The 21,927-nt window shown below is 67.7% G+C and carries 17 protein-coding genes; 13 read left to right on the top strand and 4 right to left on the bottom strand.

Going from position 1 to position 21,927, the window contains the following annotated elements; translation table 11 throughout:
- The first annotated feature begins 1 nt into the window (after window position 1).
- From tssF to BLS74_RS29250, 12 genes are read left to right on the top strand one after another with little or no spacing between them, the layout of a single operon-like run.
- On the top strand, window positions 2-1,906 hold the full coding sequence (tssF, locus tag BLS74_RS29195; protein ID WP_093110768.1) for a type VI secretion system baseplate subunit TssF: 1,905 nt from the start codon (window positions 2-4) through the stop codon (window positions 1,904-1,906).
- The gene (gene tssG / locus BLS74_RS29200; RefSeq protein WP_093110770.1) at window positions 1,870-2,961 is read left to right on the top strand and encodes a type VI secretion system baseplate subunit TssG; all 1,092 of its coding nucleotides are present in this window, start codon (window positions 1,870-1,872) and stop codon (window positions 2,959-2,961) included. Before tssF ends, tssG begins: the two co-directional genes overlap by 37 nt.
- Before the next feature lie 43 nt (window positions 2,962-3,004).
- Window positions 3,005-5,677 carry a type VI secretion system ATPase TssH gene (tssH, locus tag BLS74_RS29205; protein WP_093110772.1) on the top strand — a complete coding sequence of 891 codons (2,673 nt, stop codon included), beginning with the start codon at window positions 3,005-3,007 and terminating at the stop codon, window positions 5,675-5,677.
- Window positions 5,678-5,703: 26 nt separating this feature from the next.
- Window positions 5,704-6,525 (top strand): M35 family metalloendopeptidase, encoded by an 822-nt coding sequence (locus BLS74_RS29210; RefSeq protein WP_093110774.1) that lies wholly within the window; start codon window positions 5,704-5,706, stop codon window positions 6,523-6,525.
- 28 nt (window positions 6,526-6,553) lie between these two features.
- Complete coding sequence (locus BLS74_RS29215) at window positions 6,554-7,921, top strand: tetratricopeptide repeat protein (protein WP_093110776.1); 1,368 nt, start codon at window positions 6,554-6,556, stop codon at window positions 7,919-7,921.
- A gap of 20 nt (window positions 7,922-7,941) precedes the next feature.
- Window positions 7,942-10,314 (top strand): type VI secretion system Vgr family protein, encoded by a 2,373-nt coding sequence (gene tssI, locus BLS74_RS29220; RefSeq protein WP_093110778.1) that lies wholly within the window; start codon window positions 7,942-7,944, stop codon window positions 10,312-10,314.
- Window positions 10,315-10,332: 18 nt separating this feature from the next.
- Window positions 10,333-12,984, top strand: a complete 2,652-nt coding sequence (locus BLS74_RS29225; RefSeq protein ID WP_093110780.1) for a DUF2169 family type VI secretion system accessory protein — start codon at window positions 10,333-10,335, stop codon at window positions 12,982-12,984.
- The gene (locus BLS74_RS29230) at window positions 12,981-14,057 is read left to right on the top strand and encodes a pentapeptide repeat-containing protein (RefSeq protein ID WP_093110782.1); all 1,077 of its coding nucleotides are present in this window, start codon (window positions 12,981-12,983) and stop codon (window positions 14,055-14,057) included. Before BLS74_RS29225 ends, BLS74_RS29230 begins: the two co-directional genes overlap by 4 nt.
- Before the next feature lie 5 nt (window positions 14,058-14,062).
- Window positions 14,063-14,701: a DUF3540 domain-containing protein gene (locus tag BLS74_RS29235; RefSeq protein WP_170855763.1), complete on the top strand. Its 639-nt coding sequence runs from the start codon at window positions 14,063-14,065 to the stop codon at window positions 14,699-14,701.
- A 10-nt stretch (window positions 14,702-14,711) separates the two neighbouring features.
- Entirely contained in the window at window positions 14,712-15,107 is a 396-nt protein-coding gene (locus BLS74_RS29240) for a DUF4150 domain-containing protein (RefSeq protein WP_093110786.1), read from the top strand.
- Between the two features lie 23 nt (window positions 15,108-15,130).
- Entirely contained in the window at window positions 15,131-16,726 is a 1,596-nt protein-coding gene (gene tagH / locus BLS74_RS29245) for a type VI secretion system-associated FHA domain protein TagH (protein ID WP_093110788.1), read from the top strand.
- A gap of 22 nt (window positions 16,727-16,748) precedes the next feature.
- Entirely contained in the window at window positions 16,749-17,525 is a 777-nt protein-coding gene (locus BLS74_RS29250; RefSeq protein ID WP_093110790.1) for a PP2C family protein-serine/threonine phosphatase, read from the top strand.
- Window positions 17,526-17,570: 45 nt separating this feature from the next.
- Here the strand turns inward: BLS74_RS29250 and BLS74_RS29255 are convergent, their stop codons facing one another.
- From BLS74_RS29255 to tssA, 4 genes are all read right to left on the bottom strand, one after another.
- Window positions 17,571-18,053: an Hcp family type VI secretion system effector gene (locus BLS74_RS29255; RefSeq protein WP_093110882.1), complete on the bottom strand. Its 483-nt coding sequence runs from the start codon at window positions 18,051-18,053 to the stop codon at window positions 17,571-17,573.
- 126 nt (window positions 18,054-18,179) lie between these two features.
- Complete coding sequence (gene tssC / locus BLS74_RS29260) at window positions 18,180-19,676, bottom strand: type VI secretion system contractile sheath large subunit (protein ID WP_093110792.1); 1,497 nt, start codon at window positions 19,674-19,676, stop codon at window positions 18,180-18,182.
- Window positions 19,677-19,709: 33 nt separating this feature from the next.
- The gene (tssB, locus tag BLS74_RS29265) at window positions 19,710-20,231 is read right to left on the bottom strand and encodes a type VI secretion system contractile sheath small subunit (RefSeq protein WP_212733719.1); all 522 of its coding nucleotides are present in this window, start codon (window positions 20,229-20,231) and stop codon (window positions 19,710-19,712) included.
- A 33-nt stretch (window positions 20,232-20,264) separates the two neighbouring features.
- The gene (tssA, locus tag BLS74_RS29270) at window positions 20,265-21,296 is read right to left on the bottom strand and encodes a type VI secretion system protein TssA (RefSeq protein ID WP_093110796.1); all 1,032 of its coding nucleotides are present in this window, start codon (window positions 21,294-21,296) and stop codon (window positions 20,265-20,267) included.
- Between the two features lie 71 nt (window positions 21,297-21,367).
- Between tssA and tssJ the strand changes: the two genes are divergently transcribed.
- Window positions 21,368-21,925 (top strand): type VI secretion system lipoprotein TssJ, encoded by a 558-nt coding sequence (tssJ, locus tag BLS74_RS29275; RefSeq protein ID WP_093110798.1) that lies wholly within the window; start codon window positions 21,368-21,370, stop codon window positions 21,923-21,925.
- Window positions 21,926-21,927 lie beyond the last annotated feature (2 nt).

Genomic DNA, 21,927 nt, shown 5'->3' on the forward strand with positions numbered 1-21,927 from the left:
CATGGACCCGCGCCTGCTGACCCTGTACGAACAGGAACTGCGCTACTTCCGCGAGAGCTCGGCGGAGTTCGCGCGCGCCTTCCCGAAGATCGCGAACCGGCTGGGCATCGAGGGCCAGGAGGTCGCCGACCCCTACGTCGAACGGCTGATCGAAGCCACCGCCTTCCTGTCGGCGCGCGTTGCCCTGAAGCTCGATGCCGAATACCCGCGCTTCACCGGGCATCTGCTCGACATCGTCTATCCGCACTTCATGGCGCCCACGCCATCGATGGCCGTGGTGTCCATGGCGGTCGACCCCGACGATGCCAATCTCGCGACCGGGCCCGCGCTGCCGCGCGGCAGCGGCCTGCGCGCGCGCCAGGCCGTGGGGCAGAACACGCACTGCGAGTTCCGCACCGCGCGCGCGGTGCGCCTCTGGCCGGTCGAAGTGCTGCGGGCGCAGTACTTCAGCTACGCGCCCGACCTGCCGCTCGCCCAGCATGCGCAGTCGCGCGAGATCCGCGGCGGCCTGCGCATCGCGCTGCGCGCCACCGCCGGCCTCAAGTTCGACCAGATTCCGCTCGACGAACTGCTGATTCACTTCGGCGGCGCCGAGGATGTGGCCTGGCAGCTGCACGAGTGCATGCTCGGCAAAGCCATCGGCGTGATGGTGCAGCCGCTGGCCGCCGGCGGCGCGGCCACGGGTGCGGCCGGCAGCGCGGTGCGCCACCTGCCCGCGAGCGCGGTGCAGCCCGCGGGATTCGAGGACGACGAGGCCTTGCTGCCCGTCACCGCCACCGGCTTCTCCGGCCATCGGCTGGTGCAGGAGTACTTCGCCTTTCCGCAGCGCTTCCAGTTCGCGCGCATCACCGGCTTGCAGCGCGTGCTCGCGTCGATGGCCGTGACCGAGGTGGAGATCGTGGTGCTGTTCTCGCGCGGCGATGCGGCGCTCGAAAAACTGGTCAGCGCCGAGAACGTGCAACTGCATTGTGTGCCGGTCGTCAATCTCTTCAGCAAGCGGCTCGACCGCGTGGCCGTGAATGAGGGCGTGAGCCAGTTCCACCTGGTGCCCGACCGCACGCGCCCGCAGGACTTCGAGGTGCACACCGTGACCGAGGTGGTCGGCCACGGCAACTCGGGCACAGCCGGCGCGGCGCTGGAACAGCCCTTCCTGCCCTTCTATGCGGCCTTCCACGGCGCGCGCCACAGCCACCCGGCCTACTTCACCACCACGCGCGAGCCGCGCATGCTGTCGGTCAAGCAGCGCACCGAAGGGCATCGCAGCAGCCACATCGGCTCCGAGCTCTACATGCAGATCGTCGATCCGCAACAGGCGCCTTACTCCGGTGCGCTGCGGCAGCTGGCCGTCACCGCGCTGGTGACCAACCGCGACCTGCCGCTCCTGATGCCGCTGGGCCGCGAGTGCGACTTCGACTGCATCGACTCGTCCCCGGTGCAGCGCGTGCGCATGGTTCGCGGCCCCTCGCGGCCGGTCTCGCCGGTGGTGGGCCAGGGCCTGGGCTGGCGGGTGGTCGACCACCTGGCTCTCAACTACCTGTCGCTCGCCGACAGTTCGCGCGAAGAAGGCGCGGCCGCGCTGCGCGAGATGCTGATGCTCTATGCCACGCATGCCGACGAGGTGCGTCAGAGCCAGGTGCGTGGGCTGCTGTCGGTGCGCGCCAGGCCGGTGGCGCGCCGGCTGCCGCTGGCCGGGCCGATCGCCTTCGGCCGCGGGCTCGAGGTCACGCTCGAGGTCGACCGCAATGCCTTCCACGGCCACAGTGCCTTCCTGTTCGGGGCCGTCATGGCGCGCTACCTGGCGCGCCACGTGGAGGTCAACCACTTCATCGAGACCGTGCTCACGGCCTCGGGCAAGGGCGAGATCATGCGATGGAGGCCGCTGTGCGGGGCACGCCCGATCCTGTAGCCGTGCCGGCGGCGCGGCCCGAGAGCGTGGCCGAGCGCCTGCAGGCCTGCGCGGACCAGCCCTGGGCCTACGACTACTTCGCCCTCATGCGGCGGCTGGAGGCGCTCGCGGCGCCGTCGCCGCGCTGGGGCCGCGCGTTGCTGCCCGGCGCCGAGCCGGTGCGCGTGGGGCAGGAGCCATCGCTGTCCTTCGCGCCCGCGAGCTTCAGCCGCTTCGAGCCGGCCGGCGCGCATTCGCCGCCGCGGCTGCGCCAGCATTTCTTCGGCTACCTCGGGCCCAACGGCCCGCTGCCGGTGCACCTGAGCGATTTCATCCGCGAGCGCACGATCAACCATGGCGATCCGACCTGGCTCGCTTTTCTCGACAGCTTCGCGCACCGCTTCAGCCTGTTCTTCTACCGCGCCTGGGCCCAGGCCAGGCCGGCGGTGGGGCTGGACCGGCCGAAGGAGGACGCCTTCCGCCGCCAGGTGGGCGCGCTGGTCGGCATCGGCACCGCCGCGCGGCAGGAGCGCGACGAGATCCACGACGACGCGCGGCTGCACTTCTCGGGCTGGCTCGCACGTCGCGTGCACAACTCCGAGGGCGTGGAGGCGGTGCTGCAGAGCTACTTCGGCGTGCCGGTGCGGCTCGAGCCCTGGGTCGGGCACTGGATGACGCTGCCCGTGGAGGAACTCACGCGCCTGGGCCGCGGCGAAGCTTCGCGCTCGCTGGGCATGGGCGCGATGCTCGGCCGGCGCGCCTGGGATCGCCAGCACCGCGTGCGGCTGCACCTCGGTCCGCTCAGCTTCGAGCGCTACCGCATGTTCCTCCCGATCGGCTCGGCACGGCCCGCGCTGCAGCGCTGGATGCAGCAGCTCTTGGGCGACGAGCTGTACTGGGATGCAGAGCTGATTCTCGAAAAACATGAAGTGCCGCCCACGCGCCTGGGCCGGCAGCGGGGCAACGCGCCCCGGCTGGGCTGGTCCTCGTGGCTCGGCGAGTGCAAGCGCAAGCGCGATGCGCCCGATGTCCGCATCGATGGCGATGCCGCTCTTTCGCGCGCAGCACTTCAATAAAAAAACCCAGGGCCGTTCGTCTTGACTACATACGGAGAAGCTCATGAGTGAAATCAGCCGCACTGCCTTGTTCGGCAAGCTCAATTCGCTGGCCTACAAGGCGATCGAGGGCGCCACGGTGTTCTGCAAGATGCGCGGAAACCCGTATGTGGAGCTGGAGCACTGGTTCGCCCAGCTGCTGCAGTCGCAGGACTCCGACCTGCACCGCGTGATCCAGCACTACCAGCTGGACATCTCCGTTATCGCCAAGGACATGACGGCCGCGCTCGACCGCCTGCCGCGCGGCGCCACCGCGATCAGCGATTTCTCGCCGCACATCGAGAACGCGATCGAGCGCGCCTGGACCTACGCCACCCTGCAGTTCGGCGAGGCGCAGGTGCGCACCGGCTACCTGCTGGTCGGCATGCTGAAAACGCCGAGCCTGCGCAATCCCTTGCTCGGCCTCTCGAAGCAGTTCGACAAGGTCAAGGTCGAAGACCTGGCCGACAACTTCGCCAAGATCTGCGATGCCTCGCCCGAATCGAAGATGCGCGCGCAGGACGGCACCGGCATGGGCAGCGGCGCCCCCGGCGAAGAAAGCGGTGCGATGGCGCCGGCCGCCATGGGCAAGGGCGATGCGCTGAAGAAGTTTGCTGTCGACCTCACGGAGAAGGCGAAGAAGGGAGAGATGGATCCGGTGACCGGGCGGGACGAGGAAATCCGCCAGATCGTCGACATCCTGATGCGGCGCCGCCAGAACAACCCGCTGCTCACGGGTGAGGCGGGCGTCGGCAAGACGGCGGTGGTGGAAGGCTTCGCCCAGCGCCTGGCGCGCGGCGACGTGCCGCCGCAGCTCAAGGACGTGAAGCTGCTCACGCTCGACATCGGCCTCCTGCAGGCCGGCGCCAGCATGAAGGGCGAGTTCGAGCAACGCCTGCGGCAGGTGATCGACGAGGTGCAGGCTTCGCCCACGCCGATCATCCTGTTCATCGACGAGATCCACACGTTGGTGGGTGCGGGCGGCGCGGCTGGCACCGGCGATGCGGCCAACCTGCTCAAGCCCGCGCTCGCGCGCGGTAACCTGCGCACCATCGGCGCCACCACCTGGGCCGAGTACAAGAAGTACATCGAGAAGGACCCGGCGCTGACGCGGCGCTTCCAGGTCGTGCAGGTGCCGGAGCCCGACGAGACCAAGGCCATCCTGATGCTGCGCGGCGTGGCCAGCGTGCTCGAGAAGCACCACCGCGTGCAACTGCTCGACGAGGCGATCGAGGCGGCGGTGAAGCTGTCGCACCGCTACATTCCCGCGCGCCAGCTGCCCGACAAGGCCGTGAGCCTGCTCGACACCGCCTGCGCGCGCGTCGCGGTGTCGCAGCATGCGATGCCGCCCGAGGTGGAAGACTGCCAGCGCCGCATCGAGGCGCTCACGGTCGAGAGCGAGATCATCGGCCGCGAAGAGGCGATCGGCATCGACGTGAGCAAGCGCGCGCCGCAGGTGCAGGCGCTGCTTGCCGAATCCAATGCCGAGCTCGAAAAGCTCAATGCGCGCTGGAAGGAGGAGAAGGGGCTGGTCGACCGGCTGCTCGAACTGCGCGGCAAGCTGCGGGCGGGGAACAAGCCGGTGGATGCGTCGACGCCAGGGGACGGAGACCGCGCCGCGCTGCTCGCGGAGTTGCACGAGCTGCAAACCCAGATCAGCAGCGTGCAAGGCGAGTCCCCTCTGATCCTGCCCTCGGTCGATTCGCAGGCCGTGTCCTCGGTGGTCGCCGACTGGACCGGCATCCCGGTCGGGCGCATGCAGCGCAACGAGATCGAGACCGTGCTCAACTTGCCCAAGCTGCTGGGGCAGCGCGTGATCGGCCAGGACCACGCGATGGAGATGATCGCCAAGCGCATCCAGACCTCGCGCGCCGGGCTGGACAACCCGAGCAAGCCGATCGGCGTCTTCATGCTGGCGGGCACCTCCGGCGTCGGCAAGACCGAGACCGCGATCGCGCTGGCCGAGGCGCTGTACGGCGGCGAGCAGAACATGATCGTCATCAACATGAGCGAGTACCAGGAGGCGCACACCGTGAGCTCGCTCAAGGGTGCGCCGCCCGGCTACGTGGGCTACGGTGAGGGCGGCGTGCTGACCGAGGCCGTGCGCCGCAGGCCCTACAGCGTGGTGCTGCTCGACGAGGTGGAGAAGGCCCACTCCGACGTGCACGAACTGTTCTTCCAGGTTTTCGACAAGGGTTTCATGGAAGACGGCGAGGGCCGCAGCATCGACTTCAAGAACACGCTGATCTTGCTCACCACCAACGCCGGCACCGACATGATCGCGAGCATGTGCAAGGACCCGGAGCTGATGCCCGAGCCCGAGGGCATGGCCAAGGCGCTGCGCGAGCCGCTCTTGAAGATCTTCCCGCCCGCGCTGCTGGGCCGGCTGGTGACCATCCCGTACTACCCGCTCTCCGACGAGATGCTCGGCAAGATCGTCGAGCTGCAGTTGAAGCGCATCAAGAAGCGGGTCGAGGCGCGCTACCAGATCCCCTTCGACTATTCGGACGAGGTGGTCAAGCTGGTGGTGAGCCGCTGCACCGAGAGCGAATCGGGCGGCCGGATGATCGATGCCATCCTCACCAACACCATGCTGCCCGACATCAGCCGCGAGTTCCTGAACCGGATGATGGAAGGCAAGCCGATCGAGCGGGTGCAAGTCACGGTCGACAACGGCGCATTCGATTATCGGTTCTGAAGACCGAACCAATGAGGTGAACAGCCATGCCGCACTACACCAACAAAGTGAAAGTTCTGAGTCCGCTGCTTGCCATTGCGTACTCCGACAACAAGGGGGCTCGACTCAACTATCCGACAAAGGCCCAGACGGATCTTCTCCTCAACGGCGCGGCAGCCGCGAGAAGGATCATGAGGGCCGCCGTCGCCGAGTTGGACCGCGTCGTGTATCTGAGACGGCCGGAGGGCGAACCGTTCACGAGCATCATGAACTACCACTTCGGCCTGGCCGCCAATCGCCTGAATCCGATGCTCAAGAGCAACGCCGTGGACAAGTCGTTGGGGCTGAAGGCGATCGGGCAGAAGGATCGCCGCTGGATACTCAACAAGATCCGGATGGGCATGCTGAGCATTTCGTTCCATCTCAACACTGGTGTCTACCTGATCGATGTCGACATCGGTACGAGAAACATCATCGGAGGCGTTGCGGATACGCCGGGCGCCGGCGAAGAGGGTTACGTTGTCGGCGGTGCGAACAATCCCGCCACCGGCAAGTTCACTCCTCACTGCGGGCTGCTGTCCGGCTTCAAGAACGGCGAAATTCATGTGGCGTTCGCCTTCATGCAACAACACGGCTATACGGCGGAGGCGGTTGCTCGCGTCATCATTCACGAGGCATCGCATAAATACTGGGGAGTTGCAGACTACTACTACGCGCATCAGACAGCGGGTTACCGGCAGCTCAACTGCGTGGAGGCGGTCGACAACGCCGACAGTTTTGCCTGGGCCGCTGTCTCGCTGGATCAAGGGGCGCTCGTCCACGGCACGGATTCCAACGACCTGCACCATCAGGCAGCCCTTGTGCCTTGAGCGTCCGCGCTTCACTACCGTGAGCCGCATGAAGATCCCCCCAGGCTACAAGCCCGCCACCCATCTGCGCCTCGACGAGGCCTTGGCGCTGGCGATGGCCATGCACCGCGCCAATCGCCTCGACGATGCTGAAGAGCTCTACGCACGCATCCTGGAGGTGGCTCCGGACAACGCCGATGCACTGCACTTCAGGGGCGTGCTGCGGCACCAGCGCGGTGGCAGCGAGGAGGCGCTCGGATTGATCCGCCGCTCGATCGCGCTGAATGCCGCGGTGCCCGACTGGCACAACAACCTGGGCAACGTGCTGCTCGAAACCGGCCAGGTCGATGCCGCCGCGGATGCCTATGAAGAGGCCGCGCGCCTGGCGCCTGCGCGCACCGACATCCACAACAACCTCGGCGTGCTGCGGCGCGAGCAGGGGCGGCCCGAAGAATCGGAGAGCGCTTACCGGCGCGCCATCGAACTGGATCCGAAGAACGTCGAGACCCACACCAATCTCGGCCGCCTGCTCAATAGCCTGGGACGCGAAGAGGAATCGATGCGCTGCTTCTGCGAAGCATTGCTGCTGAAGCCCGGCCATGCGCCGGCGCGCGAGGCGCTCGGCCTGGCCTACTACACGCTCGGGCGCTTCGAGGAGGCGGCGCAGGTGTACCGCGACTGGCTGAAGGACGAGCCCGGTAACCCGGCGGCGCGCCATCATCTCGCGGCCTGCTCGGGCGAAGGCGTGCCGGCGCGCGCCGCCGACGACTATGTGGAGAAGGTGTTCGACGGCTTCGCCGACAGCTTCGATGCCAAGCTGGCGCACCTGCACTACCGCGCGCCGGAGCTGATTGCGCAGACCGTGGCCGGGCTGCTGGGCGCACCCCGGCGCGAGCTCGCCGTGCTCGACGCCGGCTGCGGCACCGGCTTGTGCGGCCCGCTGCTCGCACCCTACGCGCGGCGCCTGGAAGGCGTCGATCTGTCCGAGCGGATGCTGGCGCGGGCCCGGGTGCGCCAGGTCTATGACGCGCTGGCCAAGGCCGAACTCACGGCCTTCATCGAAGGCGCGGCGCCGGCCTCCTACGACCTCGTCATCTCGGCGGACACCCTGTGCTATTTCGGCGATCTGCGTGGGGTGGCCCAGGCCACGGCCAGGGCGCTGCGGCCGGGCGGCTGGCTGGTGTTCACCGTCGAAGCACTCGATGCGCCGGAGGATGTGAAGGAGGCGGGCTTCCATTTGCACCACCACGGCCGCTACAGCCATCGCGACAGCTACCTGCGCGAGGTGCTCGCGGAAGCGGGGCTGGCCGTCGGTGCAGTGACGGCCGCGCACCTGCGCATCGAAGGCGGCAAGCCGGTCGACGGCTGGATCGTGTCGGCGCAGGCCTGCGAAGCGGCGGCCTCCCATTTGTCCTAGAAAACACAGAAAGAAAACGCATGGCCGATACGCAATTCATCATCAAGAGCGATTCGCCCGTCAACGACGACCTGATGTTCTGGAGCGTGGTGGGCCAGGAAAGCCTGTCGCGTCCGGCGGCCTACGAGCTGACCGTGCTGTCGGCGAACGAGAAGATCGACGCCAAGGACATTCTCGGCCGCGCCTTCGACGTGGTGTTCGAGTTCCTCGATGCCGACGGCGCCAAGCACGAGCGCCATTGTCAGGGGCATGCGGTGCGCTTCATGCGCAAGGGCAGCGTGGGGCGCTATTTCGAATACCGCTTCACGCTGCGCTCGTGGTTCTGGCTGCTCACCAAGCGCAGCAACTCGCGCATCCTGCAGGACAAGCCGGTGCTGGACCTGCTCGATGCCGTGTTCGAGGACAGCCCGATCAAGCGCTTCAAGAAGATCAAGACCGACAAGGTCATCGGCACGCACGATGCGCGGCGCTACAGCGTGCAGCACCAGGAGAGCGACTACCAGTACCTCTCGCGGCTGCTCGAGGACGAAGGCGTCTACTACTGGTTCGACGCGCACGACGCGCCGGGCACGATGCACCTCGCCGACGCGAGCGACGTGGCGCACAAGAAGCTGCCGGTGACCGACACGCTGAACTACGTGGCCCCGGGCGCGAGCGAAGCGCGCTTCAACGAGATCAGCCTGTGGGTGGATTCGCGCCGCCTCGACACCGGCAATTTCGCCTCGCGCGACAGCGACTTCAAGGCCATCCGCAAGAAGCTCAGCGCCGACAAGGGGGATCCCGACGTGCACGAGCTGGCCGATTTCGAGGCCTTCGAGTTTCCCGGCGGCTACTTTCGCGAAGCCGATACCGAAGACGCCGCCAAGGTGCGCGCCGAAGAGCTGGTCGCGCGCCGTCGCCTGAACTGGGCCATCACGCGCTGGCCCGACGTGGCCGCCGGCATGAACTTCAGCTTCAAGGGCCACCCGGCCGGCGGCGCCGACGGCGACTACCTGATCGCGAGCTGTGCCTTCGTCGTGACGCATCCGGGCTACGAGAGCATGAGCGAGAGCGAAAGCCAGGTCGACCGGCAGGGCCAGCTGCTGCTCGAGCTGCTGCGCGAGGACCCGATCAATGCCAACTGGATCGAAGCGTTGCAGGACATCGTGCGCGGGACGCCGGAGCTGCACCAGCCGGTGCGCGGCAATGGCGTCTTCCTGCTCACCGTGCTGCCGGCCGAAACCCTGTTCCGCCCACCGCGGCTGACGCCGCGCGTGACCATGCCCGGCCCGCAGAGCGCGATCGTGGTCGGCCCGAAGGGCGAGGAGATCCATGCCGACGACTTCGGCCGCGTGAAGGTGCATTTCCACTGGGACCGCTACGACGAGAGCGACGAGAAGTCCACTTGCTGGGTGCGCGTGTCGCAGCCCTGGGCCGGCAAGGGCTGGGGTGGCTATTTCATTCCGCGCATCGGGCAGGAGGTGATCGTCGATTTCCTGAACGGCGACCCGGACCGGCCGATCATCGTCGGGCGCGTCTACAACGACGACCAGCCGAAGCCCTTCGATTCGCACACGCAAAGCGGCTTTCGCACGCGCTCCACGCCCAAGGGCAGCGCCTCGAACTGCAACGAGCTGCGCTTCGAGGACAAGAAGGGCTCGGAGCAGGTCTTCCTGCACGCCGAGAAGAACCAGGACATCGAGGTCGAGAGCGACGAGACGCACTGGGTGGGCCACGACCGCAAGAAGACGGTGGACAACGACGAGACCAACCATATCAAGAACAACCGGACCGAGACGGTCGGTGTGGACGAGAAGATCGACATCGGCGCCAACCGCACCGAGACCGTCGGCGCGAACGAAGACATCACCATCGCGTCGAACCGGACCGAATCGGTCGGCGCCAGCGAGACCGTCTCGATCGGCGCGGCGCGGGATCACACCATCGGCGCCGACGACACGAAGACGGTGGGCGCCAGCGAGAGCGTCACCATCGGCGCCTCGCGCACCGACACGGTCGGCGGGTCGATGACCCAGACGATCGGCGGCTCGCTCTCGCAGACCGTGGCCGGCGGCATCACCACGACCACGGCCGGCGCCTACACCATCACCGCGACCGGCGGTTTGACGGTCTGCGCGCCGGGCGGCGTGAAATACATCGACAGCTTCTTCAGCCGCCTGGGCGGCAACCTGCTCGAGAACTACAACAACATCGTCAAGCTGACGCCGATGAGCATCGAGGGGACGGGTTTCAAGGCCGAGGCCTGCGGCATCAAGATCGACGAGGGCGGCCTCTTCAACAAGAAGGCCGGGGTGGCGCTGCTGCACCTGGGCAGCTTTCTCGAGAACGCCGGCCCGGTGCTGAAGAAGGCCGCCGTGGTGGTGGACAAGGCCGGCCTGCACCTGATCGGGTGAGCGGGCCGCCCGAGCGTCATGAGAATCGTCAAGCCCAACTGCCTCAGCGTGCTCCCACGATGCATCGAGCACAGGCGGGAGCTGTTCCTTTGCGTGTCGACCTTCGCGATGGTTCCGCTGCGCGAGGCAGCCATGCTGTGCTCCGAGCAGAAGCTGTGGACTGTGCTGCCGCAGGCCTTTCCGGAATTCGTCGAGGCGGGCGCGCCGAAGAAGGGCGGCGAGTTCCTGCTGGCGGGCGCGGTGCATGCGCCGCCAGGCTCGCAGGCGGCGAGCATCTCCTTCGGCATCCGTTTCGCCGGCATCGAGAAGATCGCGCTGGCGCACGGGCGGCGGTTCACCGACGGCCAGGCGATCGTCCGTCAGGAGCCGCTCACCCGCGTCGCTCTCGATTGGGCGAATGCCTATGGCGGCAAGGAGTTCCCGCTCAACGTGCGCGGCTGCGGGCATCCCTCGTCCGTGCGGCCCGATGGCTATCTGCCCTTGCCGTGCATCGAGGCGGCGGACAAGCCCTGGCATCGGGATCCGGCGCGCAACCGGCCGATGGCCTTCGGCGTGCTCGACCTCGCGCATCCGGAACGCCTCGCCTGCGCCGGCACCTACGACGAGGCTTGGCTGAAGACCGAGTTCCCCGGCTTGGCGCTCGATGCGGACCTGTGCATCCACAACATCGCGCCCGCCGACCAGCGCAGCGCCTCGCCTTTCGCAGGCAACGAAGGCTACGAACTGGCTCATCTCTCGGCCTCGGAGCCCTTGCTGCGCGGTGCCTTGCCGGGCGTCGCGGTGCGCGCCTTCATCCAGCGCAAGAGCGCGGCGCACGAAATGGAAGAGCTGAGCACCGCGTTGCGCACGGTGGTCTTCCTGCCGGAGGCGGACCGGGTCGTGCTGGTCTGGCAAGGCCTGTGCAAGGTGGCGGAGGACGATGCCGGCGACATCCAGACCGTGATGGTGGCCGCCGAACACATCGGCCGCCTGCGCGCGCGCGGGCACTACAAGCAGGTGCTGCTGGACCGCGTCGAGTCCGAGGACGCAGCATTGCTGTCCTTGATGGACGAGCAGCTGCTGCCCGAGGACTTGCCCTTCGAAGGCCTGCTGCCGGCCGATTTCGATCTCAACCGCAAGCCGGCCGCCGACAGCTACGGCGAGCGCCTGCGCCGGCGTGCGGAAGTGCAGCTGAAGGCGGGCCGCGACGAGGTGATCGCCCTGGGACTCGATCCCGACGCGCATGCGCCCGCGGCCACGCTCGGGGCGCTTCCGCCCATGCCGCCGCTGCCCCAGCTCGGCGAGTTCATGCGCCAGCTCGCGGTGGACGGGCAGAAGCGGATCGAGCAGGGCAAGAAGGCGGCCGCCGCGATGCTGCAGGCCTCGGAGACGGCGTACACGCAACAGGGTCTTTCGTTCGACGTCGTTCGCGACGAGCTGGCGGGCGTCGGGCAGGGCGGGCCACCCAAGCCGCTGAAGCCACAGACGATGGCCACGCTGAACGAGCTCCAGGGCGTGGCGAAGCGCAGCAACACGCCGCTGGACGAAGTGGACGAGATGCTGGTCGACGAGAAGCTGCACGCACGCTGGGACCGGCAGGATCGCGAGTTGCGCGACATCTATGTCCGCCATGCCCAGCACATGCATCCCGCGCCCGCCGCGACCGGCAGGTTCGCCGAGCGGCAGCATCGCTGGGTGGAAGAGCGGCTCGCGGCCGGCCACGGCCTGCGCGGCCTCGATCTCACGGGCGCCGATCTGCGCCGCTTCGATCTGCGCGGCGTCGACTGCACCGGCGCCATGCTCGAAGCGGCGAATCTCCATGGCATGCAACTCGCCGGCGCCAGCTTCGACGGGGCCGTGCTGGTGCGCGCCGACCTGGGCGAAGCCCTCGCGGCCGGCTGCGACTTCAGCAATGCCAATCTGGGGAAGGCGAACCTGCACAGCGTGGACGCCGCCGGCGCGGTGTTCGCCGGAGCGAACCTGTGGGAGGCGCGCCTCGAGCAAGCCGGGCTGGCACGCGCGATCGTGGGGGCTGCCCAGTTCTATCGCGCATCGTTGATCGGCATCGACCTCTCGCATGCGGAGCTCGCCGAGGCCCAGTTCCTCGAGTGCGACCTGTCGTCGGCCGACTTCAGCCACGCCAACTTCGGCGGCGCCCAGTTCATCAGTTGCAAGGCCGAGGGCGCGCGGTGGCTGCAGTGCACCGGCGGCACTGCCGTGTTCTACAAGTTCGCCTGCCGCGGCGCCGATTTCTCGAATGCCAGCCTGCCAGGCGCTCGTTTCGTCGAGGCGATCGATCTCGCCGGTGCCGTCTTCGCCGGCGCCACGCTGGCCGGCGCCTATTTCGGCCAGGGCAGCGACCTGAGCGGCAGCTGCCTCGACCGCGTGCAGGCGCGCCAGGCGGACTTCACCGGCTGCAACCTTGCCGGTGCCACCTTCAGGCACGCGGACCTGCGCGAGGCCAGCTTCCGCAAGGCGCTGCTGGGGCGCGCCGACCTGAGCGGTGCGAACCTGATGGACGCCATCCTGAGCAACGCCGAAGCCTTCTCGGCACAGCTGTGCGACTGCAACCTGTACGCGGCAGACCTGGCGCGCATCCGCGCCGATGAGCACACCTCCTTCGAGGGCTCGCTCACGAAGCGAGCCCGCATCTATCCGCGCTGGCGCCCACCTGTGCCTTCATCGCCATGACGCCGATGCAGAAGAGCGAACTCATGGCAAAGATCGAGAATGCCGACCCGGTGCAAGGCGCTTCGCTGCAAGGCGTCGATCTGTCCGGCGCCAGGCTGAGCGGCGCCGTGTTCGAGAACGTCGATTTCCGCGGCTGCGCGATGGCCGGTGCCAGCTTTGCCGACAGCATCCTGAGCAAGTGCCGCTTCGACGGCGCCAGCCTCCAGGGCGCGGTGATGACGGGCGCAACCTTCCATGAGTCGAGCGCGTGCGATGTGGATCTGTCGGAATCCGCCTGCGTGGGATTCAATGCGGTCCAGAGCCGCTTCGACGGCAGCAGCTTCAGCAAGGCCGACCTGACGGAAGCGAACTTCATCAAGTCGTCGCTGGCTGGCGCCCGGCTCGCGGGCGCAAGGGCGGTGCAACTGTCGCTGGTCGAAACGCGCACCGAGGCGATCGACCTCTCGGACCTGCTGTTCTTCAAGTCCGTGGTGGTGGAGGCCGATCTCTCGGCCGCCGACCTGAGGGGCTGCCGCATCGATCAATCGGTCATGAGCAAGGTGCGCCTCGCGGGCCAGCGCCTGGCGGGCGCCGACTGGCAGCGCAGCCAGTTCATGGAGGCCGATCTGGACGGCGTCGACCTGTCGGGCGCGCAGCTGCAGCAATGCAACTTCAAGGGCGCCAAGTTGACGGACGCGAACCTGGTCAAGGCCAAGGCCGCCAACACGCTGTTCATCGAATCGCGCTGCGAGCGCATGGACGGCAGCGGTGCGGATTTCTTCCAGAGCATCTGGAGCGATGCGCTGCTCGAAGACGCCCGCTTTGCCGGCACGCGGCTCGAGCAGGCGATGCTCCATCGCGCCAGGTGCCTGCGCGCCAGCTTCGCACGCGCCAACCTGGTCTACGCCGACTTTTCCCATGCCGACGTGTCCGGCGCCGACTTCGACGGCGCCAGCTGGGAACGCACGAAATTCCATCAGGCGCGGCGCATCGGCGTGCGCCTGCCTGCCGGCGCCAGCATCCTGTACGAGGATCCCGAGCTCGCCGCGGCCGAAGCATGGAGCCCCCTCGATCCGCCATCGCAAAAAAGGTGAACACCATGGAAGTCATCGATCAACGCGAGCCCAAGCTCGCAGCGCCGTCCGCCGCCGCGGCCTACATGGTCGGCAGCGTCGTGGAGACCGCCGCCGACGTGGTGTACGTCAGCTTCGACCGGCGCGTGCATGAAGCAACGCGCGCATTCAGCTGCATGGTGGTTCCGGAGCCGGGCGACGAGGTCGGCCTGTTTCGCGCGCCGGACGGTCGCCTCTTCATGACCGCGGTGCTCAGCCGGGCCTGCGATGCCCCCTTGACGCTCCATGCCCCGGAAGGCTTCGCGCTGAAGTCGGACAAGGACATCCGGATCGAAGCGCAGCAGGCCGTGCATCTGCAGGGCGCGACTTTCACCGGGCGGTTCGACAGCGCGCACTGGGCCGCGCGCCTGATGCGCGTGACCGGCGTCGAGTTCGTGCTGCGTTCCGCGGCGGCGCGGCTCTTCGCAGAGGCCGCGGAGGCAGTGTTGTCGCGCTTGCAGGTGTCGGCCGATCGCAGCTATCGTCATATTGCGCAGGCGGAGCATGTGCGCACCGGCATCCTCGACGTGAAGGCCGAGCACGTGGCGAACATCCGGGCCGGAACGATGCTGCTTTCCTCGCGCGAGTTGACCAAGGTCGACGGCGCCCAGATTCACGTTGGATGAAAGGATCGCCATGTTCGCGAACACCCAGATGGGCGGCCAGGACACCGGCTTCCCGGATGTCTGCCTGACGCCGACGCCAGGCGGGCCGGTGCCCACGCCCTATCCGAACATCGCCACGCGGCCGATGGCGGTCAATGCGGTCTACACGGTGCTGCTCAGCAACGCGCCGGCACACAACCTGGGAACCACCATCCCCATGACCAACGGCGACAACGCCGGCGTCGCCACCGGCGTGGCCTCCGGCACCGTCATGGGCCCGGCGCGCAACCTGACCGGCGCGTTCACGGTGCTGATCGGCGGCAAGCCGGCCACGCGGCTCAGCAGCGTGGCCTTGCAGAACAGCACGAACTGTCCTGGTGTGTCGATCGCGCCGAGCCAGGTCAAGGTGCTGCTGCTCGCGCCCTAGACAGAGAGTAAAGAGGCCACCAGGTGATACGGATCGCTGTTCTCAACGTCCGGGGCGCGCCGCCCGGGCAGCCGCTCGCCGCCAGCTTCGGTCCGGCCGGCGGCACCATCGGCCGTGCCGACACCAACACGCTGGTGCTGCAGGATCCAGACCGGACGGTATCTCGCATGCATGCGCAGATCTCGTTTCGCAACGGCGACTTCTACATCGCCGATCACGGCAGCAATCCCATGCAGCGCAACGGCCAGCCGCTGGGCTCGGGCAGCGAGGTGAAGCTGGCGGACGGCGATCGGCTGGTGATCGGCAGTTTCGAACTCTCGGTGCAGCACGCGGCGGCCGGCGCGCCTGGCGCTGCCTCGCGGCCGGCGCCGCTGCACGTGCCGGCGGCCAGCGACGACGACCCCTTTGCCGACCTGCTCGCGGGGCTGGCGCCTGCAACGCCTGCCGCGCCCGCAGGCCGCGCGGCGCCGGCGGCGAGTGCGCCGGTGCCGCTTCCCGACCCCTTCGGCCCCGGCGCTGCCGGCGGCCGGGCCGCGGACACGGATCCTTTTGCCGACCTGCTGGCGCCCGCACCCTCCGGCGCACCAGCCAAGGCCGCGGCGGGCCTGGGCGCGCTCGACGACTTTTCGGACCTGGCCGCGCCGCCGGCGGGCAAGGCCGCCGGCATCGACGCGCTGTTCGGCGGCAGCGCAGGCCCCAGCGGCCTGGGCGGCGATCCGCTGGCGCTCTCGCCGCTTGCGGATCCGTTGCTGCAGCCGAACACGGCGGGCGGACTCGATCCGCTCGCCGCATTGAAGGGCCGCGCGCCCGCGACGCCGGCACCGCGCAGCGATCACGTGCCGATCGGGCAGTTCGGCTATGTGCCGCCGGTGGCGATCGCGCCGCCGGCAGCCTCGTCGCTGCTGGACGATCTGGATGCGCCGCTCGGCTCGCCGAGCTTCGACGACATGACGGGCGCGCGGATCGAAGCGCCCGTACCCCCGCCGCTGGCCGCGAAAGCGCCGGGCTTCGCGCCATCGCCGCCGGCCGATGCGCTGCTGGCCGCCTTCCTGCGCGGCCTGGGCAGCATGCACCCGATGCCCGAGGCGCTCACGCCCGGACTGATGGAACGCGTCGGCGTCCTGCTGCGTTCGGCGACCGAAGGCACGCTGCAACTGCTGCTCACGCGCCAGGAGTTCAAGCGCGAGGTGCGCGCCGAGGTCACGATGATCGCGGCGGAGGCCAACAACCCGCTGAAGTTCTCGCCCACCGTCGAGGTCGCGCTCGCGCATCTGCTGGGGCCCGGCGTGCGCGGCTTCATGCCGGCCGAGGCGGCCATGCGCGATGCCTTCGACGATCTGCGCGCGCACCAGTTCGGCGTGATGGTCGGCATGCGGGCCGCGCTGGCCCACGTGATCGAGCGCTTCGGACCGGAAGAGCTCGAAAAGAAGATCGCAGCCAAGTCGGCACTCGACAGCCTGTTCGCCGCCAACCGCAAGGCCAAGCTGTGGGACCAGTTCATCGCGCTCTATGCCGGCATCGCGAGCGAGGCAGAGGACGACTTCCACACCCTGTTCGGCAAGGCCTTCCTCGAGGCCTACGAAGAGCAGATGGCGCGCCTCAAATCCGGCGGCGGTTGAAGAGAACGAAAGAGGAGGGGCCGTGGACATAGAAATCGTCACCTTGTCGAGGCAAGGCGGCCGCAGCTACAACGAAGACGTGTTCGGCCACTGGAACGACGGCCGCTTCGTCGCCTGCCTGGTGGCCGACGGCGCGGGCGGCCACGGCGGAGGCGACGTCGCGGCGGCCATCGCGCGCAGCAGCGTGCTGGAGGGCTTCGCGGCAAATCCGGGGCTCGATGCCGAGCTGCTGCGCCAGCTCATCGCGCGCGCCAACCTCGACATCGTGGCGCGCCAGGCCGAGGGCGGCAAGCTGGCGGCGATGCGCTCGACCGTGGTGCTGGCCGCGGTCGACCTGCACGAGAACCAGATTGCCTGGGCCCACAGCGGCGACAGCCGCGCCTACCTGTTTCGCGCCGGCGCGCCGGTGGCGCGCACCGTCGACCACAGCCTGGTCCAGCAGATGGTGGCTGGCGGCATGCTCGACGAGGAGGGCGCTCGCCTTCATCCTCAGCGCAACATGCTGTTGTCGGCGCTGGGCTCGGTCGAAGAGCAGCCGGAGATCGCGGTCTCCGCGCCCATGCCCTTGATGGCGGGCGACGTGCTGCTGCTTTGTACCGACGGGGTCTGGGAGCCGCTCGGAGACGAGCGCCTGCTCGAGATGCTGCGCGCGGCGAAGGACGCGAGCCGATGGGTGGAGGAGATCGACCAGCAGGTCAGGGCCAACGCCAAGCCGGGCTACGACAACTACACCGCGTTGACGCTGTGGGCCCACGCCGATGGCATGGATGACGAGGTCACGCAGCCGCTGCCGCCCTAACCGCATGCGGGACGCTCTCCGAGCGCCCCGCCTCGATCCGGCCGCTCAAGCTTTGACGTTGGCGCGGATATCCCAGGCCGCCGTCTTGGCCGCATCGAGCGTACCGTCGGCCTTCTGCGGCTTGTACTCGTACTTGAACTTCGCGAAGTTGAGCGTGATGTTCTCGGTGAGGCGGTCTTCGCCGCCGCTGCCGCCGGTGGAGACGGCCGACACGAGCACTTCGTTCAGCGTGATCGTGAGGTACTCCTGTGCGTCCTCGCCCGCCTTGCGCACCACGAGCGTCGCATCGGCAAAGTGCTTGCCGTTGCAGCAGGCAAGCAGCAACGCATTGGAAGAGGAGTCGACGTACTTGGTGAAGGACAGGTCCTGGACGCTGACCTTGCCCGCGCCACCGCCGCTCCCCAGGTGCATGCTGCCCGACTGGCTGGCACCCCAGCTCCAGGCCAGCAAGTCGATCTCCTCCTTGTGCTTGCTGTCTTTCGACTCGCCCTTGACGTCGGCGATCTTGATAAACATGTCTACGGCCATGATGCCCACCTTTCAGTTTGTGTGAACCAAGAAAAATCAGCTTCCTCGCAGTGCGCCCCGCGGGCCAGCTCGGCAGCTGTAGAGAGAACGAACGGGTCGCTGCGTTTGCAACGATTTCGCGGAAATTTATTTGCCGCCCTTCGCCGACGGCAGCTTCGAGACCAGGCGCAGCGACACCGTCAGGCCTTCGAGCTGATAGTGCGGGCGCAGGAAGAACTTGGAGCTGTAGTAGCCGGGATTTCCTTCGACTTCCTCGACCACCACCTGCGCCGCGGCCAGCGGCTTGCGGGCCTTGGTCTCCTCGGAGGAGTTGGCGGGGTCGCCGTCCACGTAGTTCATGATCCAGTTGTTGAGCCAGCGCTCCATGTCGGCTCTTTCCTTGAAGCTGCCGACCTTGTCGCGCACGATGCACTTGAGGTAGTGCGCGAAGCGGTTGCAGGCAAAGAGGTAGGGCAGCCGCGCCGCGAGGTTGGCATTGGCCGTCGCGTCAGGGTCGTCGTACTCGGCCGGCTTGTTGAGCGACTGGGCGCCGATGAAGGCGGCGAAGTCGGAGTTCTTGCGGTGGATCAGCGAGAGCAGGCCGGCCTTGGAGAGCTCGGCCTCGCGCCGATCGCTGATCGCGATCTCGGTCGGGCACTTCTGGTCGACGCCGCCGTCGTCGCTCGGGAAGGTGTGCAGCGGCAGGTTCTCGACCGCGCCGCCCGACTCGATGCCGCGGATGCGCGAGCCCCAGCCGTAGAGCTTGTACGAACGGTTGATGTTGGTGGCCATGGCGTAGGCCGCGTTGGCCCAGCTGTACTTGCCGTGGTCGGAGCCCGACACCTCTTCCTCGAAGTCGAACTCCTCGACCGGATTCGTCTTCGCGCCGTAGGGCGTGCGGGCCAGGAAGCGCGGCATGCACAGGCCGATGTATTTGGAATCGTCGGACTCGCGCAGGCTGCGCCAGCCGGCGTACTCGGGCGTGCCGAAGATCTTGGTCAGGTCGCGCGGGTTGGCGAGCTCCTGCCACGACTCCATCTGCATCAGGTTGGGGCTCGCGCCGGTGATGAAGGGCGCATGCGCCGAGGCCGCGAGCTTGGCCATCTCGCCCAGCAGTTCGACGTCGGGCGGGCTCTGGTCGAAGTGGTAGTCGCCGACGATGGCGCCGAAGGGCTCGCCGCCGAACTGGCCGTATTCCTGCTCGTAGACCTTCTTGAACAGCGGGCTCTGGTCCCAGGCGGCGCCCTTGAACTTCTTCAAGGTCTTGTGCAGCTCCTTCTTGGAGATGTCCATCACCCGGATCTTGAGGTTCTCGTCCGATTCGGTGTTGTTCACCATGTAGTGCAGGCCGCGCCAGGCGCTCTCGAGCTTCTGGAACTCCTCGTTGTGCAGGATCTTGTTGATCTGCTCGGTGAGCTTCGCATCGATCGCGGCGATCATGGCCTGGATCGACTTGGTCACATCCTTGCCGATGACCTGCGTGTTGGCCAGCGCCTGCTGCGCCAGCGTGAGTACGGCCGCCTCGACGGCGCTCTTGGCCTCGTCGCTGCGCGGTTTGAACTCCTTCTGCAGGAGCGACGAGAAGTCGCTTCCTTCGTAGGCAACGTCTTTCAGAGGGCTCTGCTGCTCGAGTGCTTCAGCCATGTCGGGTTCTCCTCGTGTGCAAAAAATGGGGCATCAGGCGGCCGGCGCGGCGCCTTCTTCGGGCTTCTTGCTGGCGGCCAGCGTCTGCAGCAGCGCCGGGTCTTCCAGCACCTTGGCCAGCAGGTCTTCGGCGCCGCCCTTGCCGTCCATGTAGGTGACCAGGTTCGACAACTGGGTGCGGGCCTCGAGCAGCTTGTTGAGCGCATCGACCTTCTTGGCCACGGCGGCGGGCGAGAAGTCCTCCATGTTCTCGAAGGTGATGTCGACCTTGAGATCTCCTTCGCCGGTCAGCGTGTTCGACACCGAGAAGGCAGCGCGCGGCTTCATGGCCTTCATGCGCACGTCGAAGTTGTCGGTGTCGAACTCGAGGAACTTGCGGTCGCCCACCGGCGCCAGCGGATCGGCTGGCTTGCCCGAGAGGTCGGCCAGTACGCCCATCACGAAGGGCAGCTGGACCTTTTTCTCCGCGCCGTAGAGCTCCACGTCGTACTCGATCTGGACCCGCGGCGCCCGGTTCCGGGCGATGAATTTCTGGCTGCTCTTGGACATGGACATGCTCCTTGGGGAGGGTGGATGTTGCGATGGGACTTACTCGACCGACTGCTTGCCGGTCACGGTCTCGATGGTGTCGAGCGCGTTCGGAGCGAGATCGGCCATGATTTCGAAGAAGCTGACGCCGATGAGCTTCTTGGCGCGTGCGATCAAAAGCGGTGCCGGGTTGCCCGGCTCGGCCTGTTCGAGATAGCGGATCACGCGGTCGAGGGTCTGGAGCGCGTCCTGCCGGGTCCGGATTTCGCCGGGTGCCGCGGCGCGCGCGGCGGGGGCGCTGCCGGTGCCTGCATCTGCGGCAGCTTCGGCCTCTGCCTCGGCCTGCGCCGTGGTGCCGGCCACGGCGGCGCTGGCCTTGCTCAATACGGTGGCAATCGCGCGCAGCGGCCCGAGATCGATCAGGTCCGTGCGGCCGGTGCGCTCGACGATCAGCGTCTGCAAGTGCGTGACGAGCGTGGGCATTTCCATCAGCGTCTGCAGCACCTCGGGCGTTTCGCCGTGGATGGCCTCGAGCCCGCCGTGGATCTGCGCGGCGGAGTAGCCGGCTTCGGCGCCGGCCGGCGCCAGCGCGTTGTGCGCGATCGCGACGTCGCGCACGCGGATCGGACCGACCCCGCGCGCCACGCCGACGTTGGCTTCGTACAGGTCGCGCAGCACCATGTCTTCGTCGGTCAGCGGCGCGAGCGCATTGAGGCGCATCGTGGGGTCGTTGTCGTCGTCGGCATCCAGCTTTGGATGTATGCCTTCCCAGTGGCGGTCGAGCAAGCCGGTCAGCAGCCGCAGGCTCATGACGAAGCCGGCGATGCCTTGCATCCGGGTGCTGGCGCGCAGCAGCAGCACGGCGACCCGGGCATCCTTGGTCCGGCCCAGCAGGGCCTGCGCCTGTTCGGCCACGGAGCGCCACTCGGGCTCCACCGCGGGGATCACGGTGTCCCCGAACTGTTGCTCGGGCTTGCCTTGCGCGGCCGCGGCCAATGCGGTGAATGCAGGGTCGTACTCGAGGTCGTCACCGCATGGCGAGGCTTCGCTGATGGGAGCCTGCAGGGCTTCGACAAGTTCGGGAGTCAGCATGTTGCCTGTTCGAGTTCACTAGGGATAATCAAAGATGCTCCCTGACCGGTCAATGCAACGAAGGAAATAGCATGAGAGACCCTGGTACACGCCGTTCGCCCTATGGACGTCTTCAGGATGCGGGGCTTCGGCGCGTACGGGCGGGCCTGGGCATGCTGCTGGCGATCGCGTTCGTTGCCGGTTGTTCGAGCCCTCCGCCGCCGCCGAAGCCCGTGGTCACGCCGATAGCGATGACGCTGGCGGCAGGTGCCGATGCCAACCCCGATGCGCGCGGACGGGCCTCGCCGCTCACGGTGCGCGTCTATGCGCTCAAGACCAGCGGCGCCTTCGAGGCGGCGGATTTCTTCTCGCTGTTCGAGAAAGACCAGGCCACGCTCGGCGCCGAGATGGCCCAGCGCGAAGAACTGCTGCTGCGGCCCGGCGACAGCAAGAAGCTCGAGATGACGCTGGCCGCCGACATCAAGGCGATCGGCGTGATGGCGGCCTACCGTGACCTCGACCGCGCGCGCTGGCGCGAGGTGCGCGCGATCGAGCCGGGCAAGCCGCTCTTGGTCGGCGTCAACTTCGGCGCGCGCCAGATCCAGATCCGCATCGAACCGGCACCGCCGCCACCGCCGCCGGCGAAGTAGCC

The sequence above is a fragment of the Variovorax sp. CF079 genome (genome assembly GCF_900101545.1).
Lineage (GTDB): Bacteria > Pseudomonadota > Gammaproteobacteria > Burkholderiales > Burkholderiaceae_C > Variovorax.